The 17,488-nt window shown below is 38.4% G+C and carries 14 protein-coding genes; 9 read left to right on the top strand and 5 right to left on the bottom strand.

Translation table 11 applies throughout. From position 1 onward, the window contains the following. Positions 1–111 precede the first annotated feature (111 nt). From FZF08_RS03150 to FZF08_RS03140, 3 genes are all read left to right on the top strand, one after another. Complete coding sequence (locus FZF08_RS03150) at positions 112–1,950, top strand: glycoside hydrolase family 9 protein (protein WP_159467146.1); 1,839 nt, start codon at positions 112–114, stop codon at positions 1,948–1,950. 111 nt (positions 1,951–2,061) lie between these two features. After that, positions 2,062–2,991, top strand: a complete 930-nt coding sequence (locus tag FZF08_RS03145) for a sugar phosphate isomerase/epimerase (protein WP_159467145.1) — start codon at positions 2,062–2,064, stop codon at positions 2,989–2,991. A gap of 110 nt (positions 2,992–3,101) precedes the next feature. Next, positions 3,102–4,265 carry an acyl-CoA dehydrogenase family protein gene (locus FZF08_RS03140; protein WP_159467144.1) on the top strand — a complete coding sequence of 388 codons (1,164 nt, stop codon included), beginning with the start codon at positions 3,102–3,104 and terminating at the stop codon, positions 4,263–4,265. Between the two features lie 4 nt (positions 4,266–4,269). On the opposite strand, the gene FZF08_RS03135 is transcribed toward FZF08_RS03140, so the two are convergent. The 3 genes from FZF08_RS03135 to FZF08_RS03125 all read right to left on the bottom strand — a co-directional run bounded on the left by FZF08_RS03135 (position 4,270) and on the right by FZF08_RS03125 (position 7,794). After that, positions 4,270–5,172 carry a sterol desaturase family protein gene (locus tag FZF08_RS03135; RefSeq protein ID WP_159467143.1) on the bottom strand — a complete coding sequence of 301 codons (903 nt, stop codon included), beginning with the start codon at positions 5,170–5,172 and terminating at the stop codon, positions 4,270–4,272. Between the two features lie 255 nt (positions 5,173–5,427). After that, positions 5,428–6,918, bottom strand: coding sequence for a helix-turn-helix domain-containing protein (locus FZF08_RS03130; protein ID WP_159467142.1), 1,491 nt, complete (start codon positions 6,916–6,918; stop codon positions 5,428–5,430). A 213-nt stretch (positions 6,919–7,131) separates the two neighbouring features. Continuing rightward, positions 7,132–7,794 (bottom strand): porin family protein, encoded by a 663-nt coding sequence (locus tag FZF08_RS03125; protein ID WP_159467141.1) that lies wholly within the window; start codon positions 7,792–7,794, stop codon positions 7,132–7,134. Positions 7,795–8,169: 375 nt separating this feature from the next. On the opposite strand from FZF08_RS03125, the gene leuS reads away from it, so the two are divergent. Then, complete coding sequence (gene leuS, locus FZF08_RS03120; RefSeq protein WP_159467140.1) at positions 8,170–10,995, top strand: leucine--tRNA ligase; 2,826 nt, start codon at positions 8,170–8,172, stop codon at positions 10,993–10,995. Between the two features lie 67 nt (positions 10,996–11,062). On the opposite strand, the gene FZF08_RS03115 is transcribed toward leuS, so the two are convergent. Beyond that, a complete protein-coding gene (locus FZF08_RS03115) occupies positions 11,063–11,443 on the bottom strand; it encodes a T9SS type A sorting domain-containing protein (protein ID WP_159467139.1) in 381 nt (126 codons plus the stop codon). A gap of 382 nt (positions 11,444–11,825) precedes the next feature. Beyond that, the gene (locus FZF08_RS03110; RefSeq protein ID WP_159467138.1) at positions 11,826–12,077 is read right to left on the bottom strand and encodes a helix-turn-helix domain-containing protein; all 252 of its coding nucleotides are present in this window, start codon (positions 12,075–12,077) and stop codon (positions 11,826–11,828) included. 263 nt (positions 12,078–12,340) lie between these two features. Between FZF08_RS03110 and FZF08_RS03105 the strand changes: the two genes are divergently transcribed. From FZF08_RS03105 to FZF08_RS03085, 5 genes are all read left to right on the top strand, one after another. Continuing rightward, positions 12,341–13,150 (top strand): glycoside hydrolase family 25 protein, encoded by an 810-nt coding sequence (locus FZF08_RS03105; protein ID WP_159467137.1) that lies wholly within the window; start codon positions 12,341–12,343, stop codon positions 13,148–13,150. Positions 13,151–13,339: 189 nt separating this feature from the next. After that, the gene (locus FZF08_RS03100) at positions 13,340–13,900 is read left to right on the top strand and encodes a CPBP family intramembrane glutamic endopeptidase (protein WP_159467136.1); all 561 of its coding nucleotides are present in this window, start codon (positions 13,340–13,342) and stop codon (positions 13,898–13,900) included. A gap of 145 nt (positions 13,901–14,045) precedes the next feature. Continuing rightward, positions 14,046–15,977 (top strand): carboxypeptidase-like regulatory domain-containing protein, encoded by a 1,932-nt coding sequence (locus FZF08_RS03095; protein ID WP_159467135.1) that lies wholly within the window; start codon positions 14,046–14,048, stop codon positions 15,975–15,977. 57 nt (positions 15,978–16,034) lie between these two features. Continuing rightward, the gene (locus FZF08_RS32255; protein WP_159467134.1) at positions 16,035–16,778 is read left to right on the top strand and encodes a type II CAAX prenyl endopeptidase Rce1 family protein; all 744 of its coding nucleotides are present in this window, start codon (positions 16,035–16,037) and stop codon (positions 16,776–16,778) included. 316 nt (positions 16,779–17,094) lie between these two features. After that, complete coding sequence (locus FZF08_RS03085; protein ID WP_159467133.1) at positions 17,095–17,412, top strand: HTH domain-containing protein; 318 nt, start codon at positions 17,095–17,097, stop codon at positions 17,410–17,412. Positions 17,413–17,488 lie beyond the last annotated feature (76 nt).

Below are 17,488 nucleotides of genomic sequence, written 5' to 3'. Positions count from 1 at the left end.
AGCTGTTATGATTTCAGGAATTTAATTTGTGAAATGAAGATTTTTAGGACCTATACGCCTGTTACTATAATTTAGAGCAATATTGTATCAAAATATAACGCCTGAACCTTGATGATAAATTTTTCCCGACAAAAATGGATAATTCTGTTTTTCTTCATTTTTATTCCTTACTTTTTAAAAGCACAAACCGCAAAAGTCCTCACCAATCATGTTGGTTACGAAGATTCCAAAGCGAAAAAAGCAATTATCATAAGCGAGAAAAAACTGGATTTTTCAGCCTTTCAACTCATTGATACGGAAACCGGAAAAGTTGCTTTTTCGGGAAAACCTGTGTTTAGTGGTACTGTAAATAAATGGAAAAACTGGCTTTTCTGGACAATCGATTTTAGTGCTTTTTCCAAAAAAGGAAGTTATTTGATCAAGGCGGCTGGTTCGGGAAATTCGATTGCCTCTTATCCTTTTATTATTGATAAAAACGTACTTGAACAATCCACACTTTCCAATGTCGTCTATTATTTTAAAGGTCAGCGGAGTTCTGGTTTGCTGGATAAGGCGGACCGGACATTGATATTATCCGGTCATCCAAAAGATACAATTGACGCGCATGGTGGCTGGTATGATGCTTCCGGCGACTATGGAAAACATTTATCCCACCTTACTTTTTCTTCTTATTTTAATCCACAGCAAATATCACTGACGGCCTGGACTTTGTTCAAAACCCATGCACTTTCAGTAAAGAGAAAAGGAAATGATTTTCGTCAATACAACAGACGATTACTGGATGAAGCCATGTATGGTGCGGATTATCTGGTTCGGATGCAGGCAAAGGATGGATCTTTTTACCGCTCGGTTTCTGCTCCCGGAGCTGGCAAATTTGCAAAAGACCGGGTTATTCGTGCAGAAGATCAAAGTTATCGTATTAAAAAAACAGAAGGCCAGGCGTTTAGCGAGAGCGATAAATCGGATGACTGGAAAAAATATCAGGTAAGTTATCGTTCTGGTGGAGGTGTAAGCATTGCTGCTTTGGCCATGGCTTCTGCATATGACTCTTCGGGTGATTTTACAAATAAGGATTATCTTTTGGCAGCGGAAAAAGCCTTTGAATTTTTGGAAAAACATAATGTTGAAATGACCAATGATGGCAAGGAAAACATTGTGGATGATTACTGTGCATTATCCGCAACCACGGAATTATTCAAGGCTACCGGAAAAGATATTTATGCCAAAGCCGCTGCAAAACGCGCTAACCAATTGACTGCAAGATTGACCTCGTGGAACAAGGAAACCAATTACTGGCGTGCGGATGAAAAGGACAGGCCATTTTTCCATCCATCCGATGCCGGATTTCCTATTGCGAGTTTGACGTATTATTATTCGATAGCACCTACCTCGGATCAAATAAATATTAAAGAAATAATCAGGAAATCGCTGGTTCATGAATTGGAAATTACCAAAGCGGTAAATAATCCGTTTGGTTATAGTCGCCAGTTTGTGCAGGATACTATCGGAAATAAACGCACCACATTTTTCTTCCCGCATGGGAGTGATGCCTCACCCTGGTGGCAGGGAGAAAATGCGAGACTGGCTTCCATTGCAGCGGCAGCGAGGCTTGCTGCTCCGCTTTTTGCTGACGACAAAATTTTCAAAGCCAGTCTTGAAAGTTTTGCACTGGATCAGTTAAACTGGATTTTGGGGCTAAATCCTTATGATGCCAGTATGCTGCAAGGTTCAGGCCACAACAACCCGGCGTATGGTTTTTTCGGCACTTTTGAATATACCAACGCGCCGGGTGGAATTGCAAACGGAATTACATCAGGGTTGAATAATGAGGATGATATTGATTTCAACTTGTCTTATGCTAAAACGGGTATGGATAACGACTGGCGGTGGGCAGAGCAGTGGCTGCCACACGCAGCATGGTATATGCTGGCGATATCGATTGGTGAATGATTTGCGATTTGTAATTAGCTGTAAGCGATTAGCTAACAAAAAGATGGTAAGTATGATTTAAATCTGGCTTTATGTTTAAAAACATTTTGTCTGTTTTAAATCGTAAATAGAATGAAGCCAAACCGCCGTCAGTTTATCAATTCAGCTTTAATGATTGCGGGTTCTTCGCTGCTTTCAGAAGTTGGTTTTTCAAAGGAAAATACAAGGTCGTTTCCTATTTCCTGTAATCAATACGATTGGATAACTTTTTATCAAAGAGAAGGAAAAGACTGGTTCTCGGATCTGGATGCATCTCTGGCGGATTTTGCTTCAACCGGATTGAAAGCATATGAACCCGGTTTGAATACGGTTGAAGACGTAAAAAAACTACTTCCTTTACTTCAAAAGCATAAACTTTTAATGCCATCGGTTTATGTCAATAGTTCTTTACATGAACATGATGAAGGACAAAAATCAATACAGACTGTATTGTCTATTGCTGATGCACTAAAAACTGCCGATACAAAAATTGTGGTTACCAATCCCAGCCCAATCCAATGGGGCGGACAACAAAATAAGTCTGATGCACAACTCACAGAGCAGGCAAAAAATCTGGATTTATTGGGAGAGGAATTGAAAAAACGCGCGATGACTTTGGCTTATCATACCCATGATATCGAACTAAGAGCCGCTGGCCGGGAATTTCACCATATGCTTTTAGCTACCAACCCGCAAAATGTTTCACTTTGTCTGGATGTGCACTGGGTTTATCGTGGTTCTGGTGATTCACAGATTGCATTGTTTGATATTGTGAAATTGTATGGAAAAAGAATTGTCGAACTTCATTTGAGACAATCCAAGGGAGGAATTTGGCAGGAAACTTTTGGTGAAGGCGATATTGATTATAAACTTTTGATAAGCCGTTTGAAAGAAATGAACCTGAAACCGCATTTAGTTATAGAGCAATGTCTGGAAAAGACATCACCGAAAATAATGACTGCTGGTGAAGCGCATAAGGTTGATTTAAAGAAGGTTAGTGAAATGTTTGCTAGTCTTTTGTAATCAAATTATGAATAATAAGTAATCATAGCAAAATCTGTACTGCGTTGGTAAGGTTTTTTCAGTTGAAAATAAGTAAGTTTCAAATTCTTCTTTACCTAAATGAATTGCTTATGCTGACTACCGACTTTTTTCAAATAGAAGAATTACTCACGCCGGAACAGCGTTTGATTACCCAGGTTGTTAAAGAATTTACAGATATTGAAATAAAACCTGTCATCGAAGGATATGCGCAGAGGGCAGAGTTTCCTTTGCAATTCGTAAAAAAGTTTGGAGAACTTGGCGTTTTTGGTCCAACAATCCCAAGGGAATTTGGTGGTGGGGGACTGGATTATGTGAGTTATGGATTGATGTGTCAGGAAATTGAGCGGGGAGATTCTTCTATGCGTTCAACCGTTTCTGTACAAAGTTCGCTGGTGATGTGGCCTATTTATCAGTTTGGTTCGGAAGAACAAAAACAAAAATATTTGCCAGGCTTGGGTTCAGGAGATATCCTGGGTTGTTTTGGACTTACAGAGCCTGATCATGGTTCTGATCCGGGAGGACTGAAAACTTATATTTCCAAAACCCAGGGCGGTTACAATTTAAATGGCTCCAAAATGTGGATTTCCAATGCGCCATTTGCGGATATAGCCATCGTCTGGGCCAGAAATGAAGATGGTCGTGTACAAGGCGTGATTGTGGAAAGAGGAATGGAGGGTTTTACTACACCAACAATTCATGGAAAATGGTCATTGCGTGCAAGTGCTACCGGAGAATTGGTTTTTGATAAGGTACTTATTCCAAAAGAGAATATTTTGCCTAATGCGTTAGGGTTGAAGGCCGCTTTACAATGTCTTGATCATGCCCGTTTTGGCGTGGCGTGGGGTGCGATTGGTGTTGCGTTGGATTGTTATGAAACGGCTTTGCATTATTCAGGAGAAAGATTCCAGTTCAATAAACCGATCAGTTCTTTTCAGTTAGTGCAGAAAAAACTGGCTGAAATGCTGACGGAAATTACAAAAGCACAATTGCTCGCCTGGCGCCTGGGAATTCTGATGAATGATGGAAGAGCAACGACGGCACAAATTTCAATGGCCAAGAGAAATAATGTAGAAATGGCTCTGGCTGTTGCACGAGACGCTCGTCAGATTTTAGGAGCCATAGGAATCACAGATTCTTTCCCGATTATGCGTCACATGATGAATCTGGAATCTGTAATGACCTACGAAGGAACACACGATATTCACCTCCTGATTTTAGGTGCGGAAATTACCGGAAATCCTGCTTTTAAATAATGATTTACTGGGTAGAATCGTGATCAAGAATTTCTTTTTGAAGCTCTTTGCTGGTTTGTCTGGAACCATCAGGCGACCAGCCCGGGGCTTTAATCAAATATTTCAATTTGGTTTTAAAATCAATTGGCTGATCAAAATCTTTCTTGATTTCTTTCCATTCATGAAAAACAGTTTCAGATAATCCGTCTGTTTTCGTACTTTTCGTTAATCCATAATGTGGTGGAATAGTTGGGATTTCTTCTTGAAAAGTACCAAACATTCTATCCCAGATAATGAGACACATGCCCATATTTTTGTCCAGATATTGAATGTTACTCGCGTGATGAACGCGATGGTGCGAAGGTGTAACAAAAATATATTCCAAACAGCCCAGTTTATCCACGTATTCCGTATGGACAATAATGCCATAAATCTGCGTAAGAGAATACATAATAACAATATCTGCCGGGCTGAAACCGATCAGTACCAACGGAATAAAATAGACAAAACGGTATAAGGGCTGGAAAACCGAGGAACGGAAACCCGTTGTCAGATTGAAATGTTCAGATGAGTGATGCGTCACATGAACGGCCCAGAAAAGGCGGCTATGATGATCTACATAATGTAATGTATAAAAAGTGAGATCTTCAAAAAGGAATAAAGCAAACCAGTAAATGTATGGATTAGCTATGGGTTCTATAATTCGAACGTTGTAGAACCATATCAAAATACCAACATAAACTGCACGGAAAAGAAGATCTATGCTGCCATTGATCAGCATTAAAGCGGCATTGGTGAAAGTATCTTTTAAAGTGTAAGAAACTCTATGTGAACGGTACGTTATGAATATTTCCAGACAGATCAGGGAAATATAAAACGGCGTAGAGAGTTTTAAAAGAAGATCTTCAAATGCGTAAGTACCGGGCATAATGTCTGCAAATATTTTACAAAGATAGGACGGAAGGTTGACGGAACATGGCAATCACTCTTTTTTAAGAATATTCTAATAAATCGTTTTATTACGACGGTGAGAAAATTACCGGTTAATCAGTTACCAGATCCTTTCAAACAATGATAAGTTTAATTTTAGGAATTTAGTTCTCTAATACGTTTATGACGATTTAATTAAATATAATTGCAAAAACTGATACTGTAAAAATCAGATTTATTTTATTTTTCCGGCCTAATTAATCAATCGTCGCAATGCTTTACGTAATTCTTCATTTTTGTGTTTTTTCTGCAAAATGACAGGCGCGGCGATTCGTTCCTTGCAATCAAAAAGTGAGCATCTTTCACATGTCTCGTTCACATCCCGGGAAGGAATGGCAGGATCATCCAGGAACTTTATGGTATTACTTGTTTGGTCGTCCAGATAAACTCCCATCGACACACTGACGTTCAGATTGGGCGTGGTGGCTGTTGGCTGCGCAAAACTGATGATCAGATAATTATCCTTCGTATCTATATATCTGGATTTCTGAGCTTTACAAATTGTACTGAAATACGTTTTGTTTTTAATCGATTCCGCAAGATCATTCAAAACCGTCAGTGCAATCCATCTTCTGCAATAATGTTCGTCTTTGACTGTATGCGGATTATGCTTCCGGGAAATGTGCATTTCCTTTGTCATTTCAAAAAGATTCTGTCCTGCAAAATTGTTGAAGCGGGAAAAGAAAATCTGTTTTATTCCAAAATGGGTAGGTAATACATTACTTAACCTATAACAGAAAGATTCTGGTGTAGTATTAAATTCTTCGACTAGTGCAACCAATTTCTCAGGTTGCCAGGTAGTTAATGCGAAAAAATCTTTGAGCTTTGGAATCAGTAAACTGCGTTTTATAATGATCGCGCTGGCGAAATAGGAAGCTTTGAAATTGTTCAATAACTGTTCAAAGGATTCGGCTTCCACGAGAGCCGTAGTATGTAGCCTGTTTTTTAGTTTTAGATAAACATATCCTATTTCACGTCCATAAATAAAGGCACGCTGAACAGACGAAAGATGTACATTGACCAGCAGCCGGTTTCCTTGCGGACGCGTAATAGTCAACGATCTTACACTGGCAAATTCGGGATTTAATTTTTCGTTAATATCCTCAATTTTATAATTATACTCCGTTTTAAGTACTTCCGCCAGATAGGTTTCATCCAACAATTTTTCTGCCGGAATTCCCCTTTCTTCCATAAATCTTTCCGCTTCCAACTCTATGTCTTCGAAACAATTGTCGTGCATTTCCTGATAAGTCCGCAAGGCAGAAAAATAGAATTTCTCAACCGACATATTGTAATTCCTTGCAATTTCAATGAGTGTGCCTACGAATGCGCTGATCTTGGTCGGCGCATCTGACAATAGTTCGAGTAAGCTGGCCGGGTCAATGCCAAAAAGTTCGAGGGGAAGTTCGGTGAGAATATTGGAGCTTAATAATTCAGAAATAGGTTCAAGCCTTTTGCTCAGTTTCAAAGAAACAAGCGTATCATAATCAACATCCATAGCACCGGCAAGGGCAATGATTTTATCAGATTTTGGATACTTTTTTCCTTTCTCAATTTCGTTAATATAAGAAATAGACAACCCCGATTTTTGGGAAAGCTCATTCAGCGACAACCCTTTGTCAAGGCGAAGCTGTTTTAATTTTAGTCCAAAAACCAGTCGTACGTTGTCAGTATTTAAAGCCACGTTTGTTTAATCAGTTGATTTCAATATCGTCAAATTATGTCATTCAGCATAATTCTGATATAATTAAACGGCAAAATTACTTTATCTGCATCAATTCCCTAATCAACAAAATAAATAAAGCATGAAATTCAAAATTCCCCCTTTCAGACAAAAGAAAAAGGGCCATTCTATTGAATAGCCCTTCTGATTATTTTTATTTAACTCAGAGTCAGATCAGAAAATTGCAAAACCCAAAGTAGCCTGGAACAAATTGCTTTTTTTACCAAACTGAGATGCTGTTGTTGCGTTGTTATAATTTACTTTAACAATGTCGTTGAAATTTCCTTCATAACGAACATCCAGACTTAAACGTCCAAAATCAAAACCTACACCAGCCTGATAGCCAAAAGCAAGCTTGTTGTTAAAATCAGCTTTTGAATCCGATTTGGTCGCGTCATTGAATGAATCATTAAGTTTTCCGTTGCTAGACAATCTGTAAGAAGCCATCGGACCCGCATTGATACGGAAGAATTTTGCAATACGTACACCGAAAAGTACCGGTACATCTAAATTGGAAAATCTTACATCAACTTTACCATCATTTACTGAATTGTCAAAGTTGAATTTTGCACCTTTCTGAGAAAGTGAAACTTCTGGCTGAATGTAAAAATTACGTCCAAAACGGAAGAATACACCACCAGTGAAACCAAGTGTCCGATCTGAATTATCTTTGAAATCAAAAGCGTTACTACCTGAACCCAAAGCCAGGTCATTACCATTAATGTTGGATAAATTAGCACCTGCCTTTACGCCAAAACGAAATGCCGGATCATATTGTGCCGAAGCTGAAAAGTTGATTCCAATCGCGCAGAGTGCTATTAATAATACCTTTTTCATAGTCTGTTTTAATTTGTTAATGAAGAATAAGTGGATTTTTAATATTTAGCTTAAAAAACCTATGCCCTTGCCTTTTCGGCCTAAACGACTTTAAAAGTGTGCATTTGTTTCTACAAAGATTTTTTGAGATTTAAATATTTGGTTTTTTTAGAAATCAGTTAGTATACAACGAAATAAGAATTTGGTCACATCTTAAAATAGGATCAAAACAAGATGAATAAGTTGTAAATCATTAGTAATCATGAAAATCGACAGTGTTTTTCAAACTTAAAATTGAGATCAGTTGGGGCAAAAGGGGGACGAATACAATCAAAAACGCTATTTTTGCGGGCTGTAAAGACCAAAGTTAATTTTAGACTAAATTGTTGAGAAAGAATGAGTGAATATAGTCATCGGGAAATCGAAAAGAAATGGCAGAATTTTTGGGAATCTAATGAGGTTTATCGCGTTCAAAATACGTCAAATCTTCCCAAATATTATGTTTTGGATATGTTTCCATATCCTTCCGGTGCTGGTTTGCATGTAGGCCACCCGCTTGGATATATCGCTTCAGATATATATTCCCGCTACAAACGCCTGAAAGGATTCAACGTTTTGCACCCGATGGGGTTCGATAGTTTTGGTCTTCCGGCTGAACAATATGCTATCCAGACAGGTCAGCATCCTGCGATTACAACGGAACAAAATATTACCAGATATATTGAACAATTAAAAAATCTGGGTTTTAGCTATGATTGGAGTCGTGAAGTGCGTACTTCTGATCCGTCATATTATAAATGGACACAATGGATTTTTACCGAGCTTTTTGAAAGCTGGTATAATAACGACGCGCAAAAAGCGGAAAGAATTGAAACCCTTATTGCGATTTTTGAAAAAGAGGGCAATCATAATGTAAATGCTGCTTGTGATGAAGATATTCCTTCTTTTACAGCTGAGGAGTGGAATTCCTTGTCGGAAGAAGAACAATATAAAATTACGCTGAAATACAGAATTACCTATGTTGCGGATGCAACCGTTAACTGGTGCCCGGGTTTAGGTTCTGTTTTGTCAAATGACGAAGTAAAAGACGGTGTTTCGGAACGTGGAGGATTTCCGGTAATCCAGAAACTGATGCGTCAGTGGATGATGCGGATCACAGCGTATTCACAAAGACTTTTGGATGGTCTTGATCAGGTGGATTGGACGGAATCTTTGAAAGAGCAGCAAAGAAACTGGATAGGCCGTTCGGTTGGGGCTTTGGTTAAGTTTCCTGTGGCCACTTCAAAAGACGGACTTGCGGGCGAAGAAACGATCACAGTTTTCACAACGCGTGTTGATACCATTTACGGAGTTTCCTTTATGGTTATCGCGCCGGAGCATGAACTTGTGGACGTGATCACGACGCCTGAGCAAAGGGCAGATATTGATGCTTACATTGATGTGACCAAAAAACGGTCGGAGCGCGATCGGACCAGTGATGTAAAAACGGTTTCGGGTGCTTTCACAGGTGCGTATGCAATCAATCCTTTTAACGACGAAAAAATTCCTGTTTATATCGCGGATTACGTTTTGGCAGGTTATGGAACGGGTGCAGTTATGGCGGTTCCGTCGGGAGATCAGCGTGACTGGAATTTTGCAAAACATTTTGATCTGCCAATTATTCCAATTCTTGATTCACAAAAGGATATGGAAGTGCAGGCTGATAATACCAAGGAAGGGAAATATATCAATTCCGGTATGATCAACGGACTGACATTCCATGAAGCCAATAAAATCCTGGTTCAGTGGCTTGAAGAAAAAGGTGTTGGAAAAGGAAAAATAAATTACCGTTTGCGTGATGCGGTTTTCAGTCGCCAGCGCTATTGGGGAGAACCTGTACCTGTTTTTTATAAAAATGACAGCAAAGGAGAGCCGTTACCGTATTTGTTGAAAGAAGAAGAATTGCCGCTGAATTTGCCGGCAGTTGATAAATATTTACCAACAGAAATGGGTGAGCCGCCATTAGGCCGTGCAGCGGGTTGGGCACACGGAAGTGGGAACGGATATGAGTTGAGCACCATGCCGGGATGGGCGGGAAGCAGCTGGTACTGGTACCGCTATATGGATGCGAAAAATGAAAATGAATTTGCATCCAAAGAAGCAATCGACTATTGGAGAAGTGTAGATCTGTATATCGGTGGAACGGAACATGCAACGGGACATTTGTTGTATAGTCGTTTTTGGAATAAATTTTTGAAAGACAGAGGTTTTGTGCCGGAGGAAGAGCCGTTCAAAAAGCTGATTAATCAGGGAATGATTCAGGGAAGAAGCAGTTTTGTTTATCGTGTTAAAAGCGATGAGTATAGCAAGCCTGTTTTTGTAAGCGCCGGATTGAAATCTCAGTATGAAGTTTCGGCTTTACATGTTGATGTAAATATTGTTGAAAATGATATTCTGGATATTGAAAAATTCAAAGCCTCACGACTTGATATAGCCGGTGAAAATGCTGAATTTATTTTGGAAGACGGGAAGTATCATTGCGGTGTGGAGGTTGAGAAAATGTCAAAATCCAAGTTCAATGTTGTCAATCCGGACGATATCGTTACCAAATACGGAGCAGATACTTTACGTCTTTACGAAATGTTCCTTGGGCCATTGGAACAGGCTAAACCGTGGAACACAAACGGAATTGACGGAACTTACCGTTTTATCCGCAAATTCTGGCGTTTATTTTACAACGATCAGGGACAATGGTTGGTAAAAGACGAGCCTGCGAAACCGGAAGAGTTGCGTGTTTTGCACAAAACGATCAAGAAAATTGAAGAAGATATTGAACATTTCTCTTTCAATACGGGCGTAAGTGCATTCATGATGTGTGTGAATGAGCTGGGAAGTTTGAAATGTAACAAAAGAGCGATTTTGCAGGAACTTGTGATTTTGATCTCTCCTTATGCGCCGCATTTGAGTGAAGAGCTTTGGGATGCATTGGGTAATGAAAAAGGAACTGTTTCAAAAGCGGCTTTTCCAAAATGGGAACAGCAATATGTTGTGGATGCGATTTTTGAATATCCGATCCAGATCAACGGGAAAGTGCGGGTAACGTTGCCATTTGCGCTGGATACCGCGGCAACCGAAATTGAAAAAGAAGTGCTTGCTAATGAAATTGTAATCAAATGGCTGGACGGAAATACGCCTAAAAAAGTGATCGTAGTTCCTAAACGTATAGTGAATGTAGTTATGTAAAAAATAAGAAAGCAGGAATTATGGCCATCGGGTCAGTTAATTCCTGCTTTCATGTTTAATCAGATTTTTAGTTAACAGTAACAGCACGTTGAGTTGTTTTTTCGGTTAATTGTAAAACTTTTGTTTGTTTTTCTCCTTTGCTGGAAATTTCAATGATGTAATTTCCACTTTTTAATTGGTTTACATCAATTTCACGTCTGAGTTTTTTGTCGCTTCTACCGGCAGTTTCTCTATAAATAACATTACCATTGGCATCGCGAAGCAGGATCGCAGTAGCTTCATTGTTATACTTGTCAATATTAATTTTAAGTTTTCCATCCCTGGAAGCATAAATGCCGGAATCGAAACCTGTTACTTTTTTTACTTCTTTGTCTTCTGCGTTAGCAGAGAAAATTGTAGTTGCAGTTAGTACAAACGCGATGATTGCGGAATTGAATGAAGTTTTCATGGCTAATAGTATTTAAAGATTTATGATGTGTTTTTCTTAAAGAACATGATAAAGGTAAGGGTTATGCTAGGTACTATGCAATACAAAGTACATGAATGGCGAAATACCAAATTGAATGGCGAAATGGACCATAATTCTTATTAATGGTGGCGATAATGCAAAAAATCAATGAATAAAAACAATAGTTGCTTTTACTCATTGATTTTAAGTGTGTGTAAAATGGTAGGTAGTGTTAATAAAGTTTGTTGATGAAGTGTTTAAAAAGTGTGTGTAAACTATATGCTTAACTTTAATGGTGTGTGTATAATGTGTTTTAAAACAGTTTCCTTAAATTCCTTATTAAGACGTCACTTGAATAAAAGCGTCACACAAGAGATCGAATTTATTTTAAGACGCTTTCTTCCCAGGATAGTAATTCTGTGAGTGACATGCCAAAAAATCTTGCTATCGCTGAGGCCCTTCCTATTGTAAGGCTGGTATCTCCAGTTTCTATTTTGCTATATGCCGTCTGGCTTAGACCGATTTCACGGGCAATGATCTCCTGTTTGAAACCGTGTAAAAGGCGGAGTTTTCTAATTCTCCTTCCAATGGTTTCCAGATTTTCTTCTTTCATTTCCCGTTTCATCTGTATCATCTTAATAAAGAATTATGTATGCTACATTTGATTAGACTAATCTGATTTTAATGCGTCACTTAGGAAAATCAGGAAATGACGTTATTTTAGCCTGTTTTGCTCTGGTAACCGGAATACGATTATAATATTCAAAATTTGATTGAAAAATAGCTAAATAGTAGGTGACCTTCTACAAAGTTTTGTCGTAATGAAGTGGTTGTAATCTCTTTTCACTAACTGCAATAATGACAACCATTCCTATCTTTTCGTACTTTTGCTGACGTATGACAAAAAAGAAAGTGCGAAATATCCCGGCCGGTAAGCCTGACTACCTGAAACCATTGCCGATGAAAGGCTGGCTGATCATAGCCGGTGTAGTATTGCTGATTGGCGGATTGGTGTGGTGGAACGATAGTAAGGACGAAAATCGCTGGACTTATATTGCCAAATTCGGGATCAAACTTCCTCTTAAATATGCTGTGCACGGCATTGATGTATCACATCACAATGCCCGTATCAATTGGGATAAATTAAAAAATTCACGGACTGAGGAGGTAGGAATTGATTTTGTATACATAAAAGCTACCGAAGGAGCCACACATTTGGATAGGGAATTCCAGCGCAACTGGAAAGAGGCGAAACGGGTAGGAATGAAACGAGGTGCATATCACTTCTACAATCCCCGCGTAATGTCCGACCGCCAGGTTGATAATTTTATTGGGCAGGTTGAACTGCTTCCCGGAGATCTGCCTCCCGTCCTTGATCTCGAAACGGATGCCAGAAAACCAAACGATATCATTGTCAAGGGCGTCCGAAACTGGCTCATCCTGATCGAAAAACATTATGGCGTACGCCCGATCATTTATGTGAACGAACATTTTTACAAAAAATATATAGCGGGAAATTTTGATGATTATCCTCTATGGCTCGCCGGTTATTCAAGAAATCACATTGACGACCTGGCTTCCGACGCGCACGTTCTTTTTTGGCAGCATAGCGAGAAGGGCTGGGCAGACGGTATTCATGGTTTTGTGGATTATAATGTTTTCCTGCATGAGCCGGGTAATTGGGAAGGATTGGGAGAAGTTAGGTGATCGATTTCAATAAATTTATGGCCCTATTTTATGTGAAAAGCTTGAATATTCTTAAAACGAATTTTTTACTCAATATTCGATTAGAATAACGTAGAATTACTTAATGTCTTATTATTTAGAGTTTCTACATTGCAAAGCCGATTTTAATCGGCGAAAAAGCAATAAGAATTTTAAATTTTAAGTCTGAATATGGTCGTTCATTTTAAGTTTTTATTGCTGCATTTTACAGCATTTTTTAAGAAACCAAACCAGCCGGATTATTTCAGTTTAACGATTAGACAAAAGTTAATTGACGTCGGCTGTTATTATCTAGTAATTCAGTTTGGAATATGTGCAATACTTCTCTGGTATCCGGTTGAAATCGCCGAAAAGTTGGGGTTTTACAACAAGCTTGAAGAAATAAATTCGAATTTTAGCGTTCCGATGATTGTTTTTTCAGCCGTTGTCATGGCACCTGTAATAGAAGAAGGGATTTTCAGGCTTTTCCTGGGTTTTCACCGTCACAAAACATATTTCAACTGGCTTTATTATGTTTCCTCTGTGCTTTTCGGCTGGATACATTTCTTCAATTACCAGTTCGACGAATCGCATTATTTTTTCTTTCCTTTTATAACGATGACCCAAACTTTCTCTGGGCTGATGCTGGGTTATATTCGGATCATGTACGGTTTTTGGTATGGTGTGCTGCTGCATGCATTGTTCAATTGCGCTGCGATTGCTTTGAGTTTTGCTTTGGGATATGACCTGTGAGCAGCAACGAGCATTTTAATATTTAAATGAAAATGACGCCGCAAAACTGATTGTAATTTGCTTGATTATGCATCTGATTTTGTTCAGGAGGCGGTTGAAGGAGATGAAAAAAGTTTAATAGTATTTGTTCACACTATATTTATTAATGATGAAATGGAAGTTGATTTTAACATCGCTGCTTATACTGGTGCGCTCATTTAATTGTGTTATTTATGCACAAACAAAATTTATCTGGGGTAGAATTTTAGACGTAAAAGATCAGGCAGTACCCTTTGTTTCTATACAGCTCAAAGGGAATAAAAATGGTACTATTTCTGATGAGCATGGGAATTTTAAGATTACAGTCAAAGCATCCATTCGCCAGACTTTGATAGTTTCCGGGATTGGTTATCAAACGTACAGCCAGGAATTATTGCTTGATTCAAAGCCATTAAAAATTATATTGCAATCGGATGAAAGACTATTGGATGAGGTGATTATTTTTCCGGATAGCTCGTTGAAGTTATTGATTAGCAGGGCTTATCAAAGTATAAAGAATAATTACCCGCAGCATGCTCTTGAATTGACGGGCTTTTACAGGTCCTATCAAAAATCTGTTTTAGATGGCAGATATCTAAGTTTTACAGAAGCAAATCTTCGGGTTCAGCAGGGAGGTTACCAACATACGCATGAGGATGCACAGGTTGAAGTGCTTAAGGTGCGCAACCAAAGACTTCCAGAACGTGACAGTATTGATAATACAAGATATTATGGCGGAGCGTTCATGGCAAACTGGAATGATCCTGTAAAAATGCGGGAGTCTTTTCTTAACCCTGCCTCGTTTAATAGGCGGTTTATTTATCATCTGGAAAAAGTAATCAGGTATGATCAGGATTCCGTATATGTGGTTCAATTCAAGTCAAAGGATAAAAAGGAAAGCAAAGAAGGCGAAATCTGGATTGATAAAAAGACATGCACCTACAAAAAGATCGAATGGAAAGACAGTGATCCAAAAAGTGTAAATCCACTAATTCCACTGCGAAGGGTTGTTAGAAATCATTTGGTACTTTATCAAGCGCAGGGCGGCCCGACTGTTCTGAAATATGCTTCTGTAACGGGTGAAAATTACAATACCAAAACAAAAAAGGAGATCAGTTATTTACTTGATTTTGTCACGACTTCGTATAATCAGGAAGGAAGCTTCAATCCCATACCTTTTGCCAAAAGGTTAAAATATGGCGATCTGTTTTCGGAAATAGAGAATAGCGCGGATACGGATTTTATGAATGAAAATTCAACCATTGAAATGGATTCAGTTTTGCAGAAAAATTTAAACAAAGAGTTGTCAAAAGAGCATTTAAAGGCGATTACTATCCAGTTTGAAAACAAAAACCAGAATAAAAGCTACCTGGATAAAATTTATAAACTAGCCAGGCATTTCTCGGCATCATATAGCTTCACAGGCGCGTTTTATAAACCAAGAAACGTAAATTATTTTTTACTTCAATATCCTGATCAAACGAATACGGATCCCAGATATATTTCAATTTCTTCATTCGTTCCGGGCATTTGCCTGAGCATGGATTATTCGTTAAATCACTATTGGAAATTAAGATTGGATTTCATCAACGGATTGTCAAAGAGCAATCTATACAAGTACCATGTTGTGGGTGCTACCCGTTATTTTTTAATAAAGAAAAAAGGTAATCCGCTGTTTATTACTGCCTCACTTGGTTTGCTGATGGGTAAAAATGGGATTTCATTAGGTGAAGTTTTCTCAGGACATGATCTTATAATTAGCGATGAAAATGTTGGAAAAGATCCCAAAATATATCTCGGAGAAAGCGTATTCAAGAGCCAGCTTGGGTTGGGACTGGAATATAGAAAAAAACGATTTGCCTATTTTGCAGAGGTACGTTATGCACAAGATATCAGTAAAAGGGACATCCTGTTATTTGAAACAAGGCGAAATTTTTTATTCAAAAAAACAATGGTTACTGATTATCCGGTAAACGATATTGTGCTGACACCCGAGGATTTATATAAAGGTTTAATGCCGATATCAACCGTAATTGGATTCCGCCTGGGATTTCGGTAAACATCCGGATCGAAAGTAGAATTACTCAGTCAAAAGCCATATTTCAAAACTTCCTTCATGATTAATATCCTACTTCATTTCTACAAAAATCCATACATATTTTTCAATACCGGCCAGGAGGATACCCTGGCAGAAAGATTTTTGATAGTAAAGAAAAGCTATATTTTCTGCTTGTTATCAAGCTTCTCTATTCTATTCCTGTTGGTTATTTTTATCGAAATGCCGTTAAATGAAATTTATGACATTTCAATACTAAAAAATTTGACGGGCAATAGAAAGGCTTTTAGGGAGGCCAATACGCCGTGGGTAGGTTTTTTTAAAATTGGCATACTAGGGCCCTTTATAGAAGAATGTCTTTTTCGATTAGCACTAATCACGAAATCACCTTTTTTTCGGCTTATAATTTTTGTTATCCTTGCTGACTATTTTAGTGCAGGGCTCCTTTATAATGAACTTCCGCTTATATGGTATTATGGCATATTAATTTCTGTTTTTGTCATAATAATCCTTGCAAACAGTATTTCAAATCAGGAAGTTCTAGTCTCAACAGGCTCTCAAAATTATAACTACTTGTGTTATGCTTTGACGTTGGCCTTCGCTGCCGCTCATATCAATAATTTTGCTCCTTTGAACTGGTCGTTTATTTACCTTTATCCATTTTTCGTCCTCCCTCAGTTTGTCTACGGCGTAGTATTCAGTTATCTGGCTATCAGATATAATTCGATATTACTGCCCTTTATATTGCATGCGTCAATTAATTGCACAGCGGAAATTTATAGGCTGGTTTTACAATTTTGTTAGACAATTCATGAAAAATCAATTTGCCATTTTTTCGATTCGCTCAGATCATTTCGATTCCGGGAAATCAAATTTTTGGATTACGGAATACCAGGAGAAATAGCTGTTTGTGTAAAACGTATCCCATTATAGGGCATATGATGACCCTGATAATGGGGATATTTTTGATTTAAATTGTTCAATTTCTATTTAAATATTCCTCATAGGAATAATAGCTCGTTTTAGTCAAAATTCGAATAAAATAGTGTTGAATTAGTGCATCTGCTCCCAAAGATATTTTCTACATTGAGCAGCGGATTACATCCACTATTATAATAACATGAATCTTACAAAGTACTTCGAACGCTTTGAGCGGCTGCATCGTCTGATTGGTAAAAAAGCCACAGGTTCTCCGGTGGAACTGGCGGATATAATGAATTTGTCCGAAAGGGCCGTATTCGATTACATAAAGGCCATGCGTGAGATGGGCGCACCCATTTCTTTCTGTCATAACCGGCGTACATATTTCTATGAAAGGGAAGTTCAGTTTAATATGGGGTTTCGGGAATTGAACGAAGAGGAAAAAAATAGGGTGGATGGTGGGCACGTGAATTTGTTTTCAAATTATTTTACAGATTTATCCGCACTGCAGAAATAGTTCAGTAACATTTTTTAGGTTTATTTTTTGACTGTCAAAAGCAAGTGTCTTTTTGTCGGTCAAGGAATCGCATTGC

Source organism: Dyadobacter sp. 3J3, assembly GCF_009801115.1.
Taxonomy (GTDB): domain Bacteria; phylum Bacteroidota; class Bacteroidia; order Cytophagales; family Spirosomataceae; genus Dyadobacter.
Note: the sequence above shows the minus strand (reverse complement) of the source record. Positions and strands in the feature narration are given on the sequence as shown.

What these genes read in the sequence shown, in the direction of transcription:
- FZF08_RS03150 (WP_159467146.1), top strand. Translation starts at nt 112, where the DNA reads ATGATAAATTTTTCCCGACAAAAATGGATAATTCTGTTTTTCTTCATT.
- FZF08_RS03145 (WP_159467145.1), top strand. Translation starts at nt 2,062, where the DNA reads ATGAAGCCAAACCGCCGTCAGTTTATCAATTCAGCTTTAATGATTGCG.
- FZF08_RS03140 (WP_159467144.1), top strand. Translation starts at nt 3,102, where the DNA reads ATGCTGACTACCGACTTTTTTCAAATAGAAGAATTACTCACGCCGGAA.
- FZF08_RS03135 (WP_159467143.1), bottom strand. Translation starts at nt 5,172, where the DNA reads ATGCCCGGTACTTACGCATTTGAAGATCTTCTTTTAAAACTCTCTACG.
- FZF08_RS03125 (WP_159467141.1), bottom strand. Translation starts at nt 7,794, where the DNA reads ATGAAAAAGGTATTATTAATAGCACTCTGCGCGATTGGAATCAACTTT.
- leuS (WP_159467140.1), top strand. Translation starts at nt 8,170, where the DNA reads ATGAGTGAATATAGTCATCGGGAAATCGAAAAGAAATGGCAGAATTTT.
- FZF08_RS03115 (WP_159467139.1), bottom strand. Translation starts at nt 11,443, where the DNA reads ATGAAAACTTCATTCAATTCCGCAATCATCGCGTTTGTACTAACTGCA.
- FZF08_RS03110 (WP_159467138.1), bottom strand. Translation starts at nt 12,077, where the DNA reads ATGATACAGATGAAACGGGAAATGAAAGAAGAAAATCTGGAAACCATT.
- FZF08_RS03105 (WP_159467137.1), top strand. Translation starts at nt 12,341, where the DNA reads ATGACAAAAAAGAAAGTGCGAAATATCCCGGCCGGTAAGCCTGACTAC.
- FZF08_RS03100 (WP_159467136.1), top strand. Translation starts at nt 13,340, where the DNA reads ATGGTCGTTCATTTTAAGTTTTTATTGCTGCATTTTACAGCATTTTTT.
- FZF08_RS03095 (WP_159467135.1), top strand. Translation starts at nt 14,046, where the DNA reads ATGATGAAATGGAAGTTGATTTTAACATCGCTGCTTATACTGGTGCGC.
- FZF08_RS32255 (WP_159467134.1), top strand. Translation starts at nt 16,035, where the DNA reads ATGATTAATATCCTACTTCATTTCTACAAAAATCCATACATATTTTTC.
- FZF08_RS03085 (WP_159467133.1), top strand. Translation starts at nt 17,095, where the DNA reads ATGAATCTTACAAAGTACTTCGAACGCTTTGAGCGGCTGCATCGTCTG.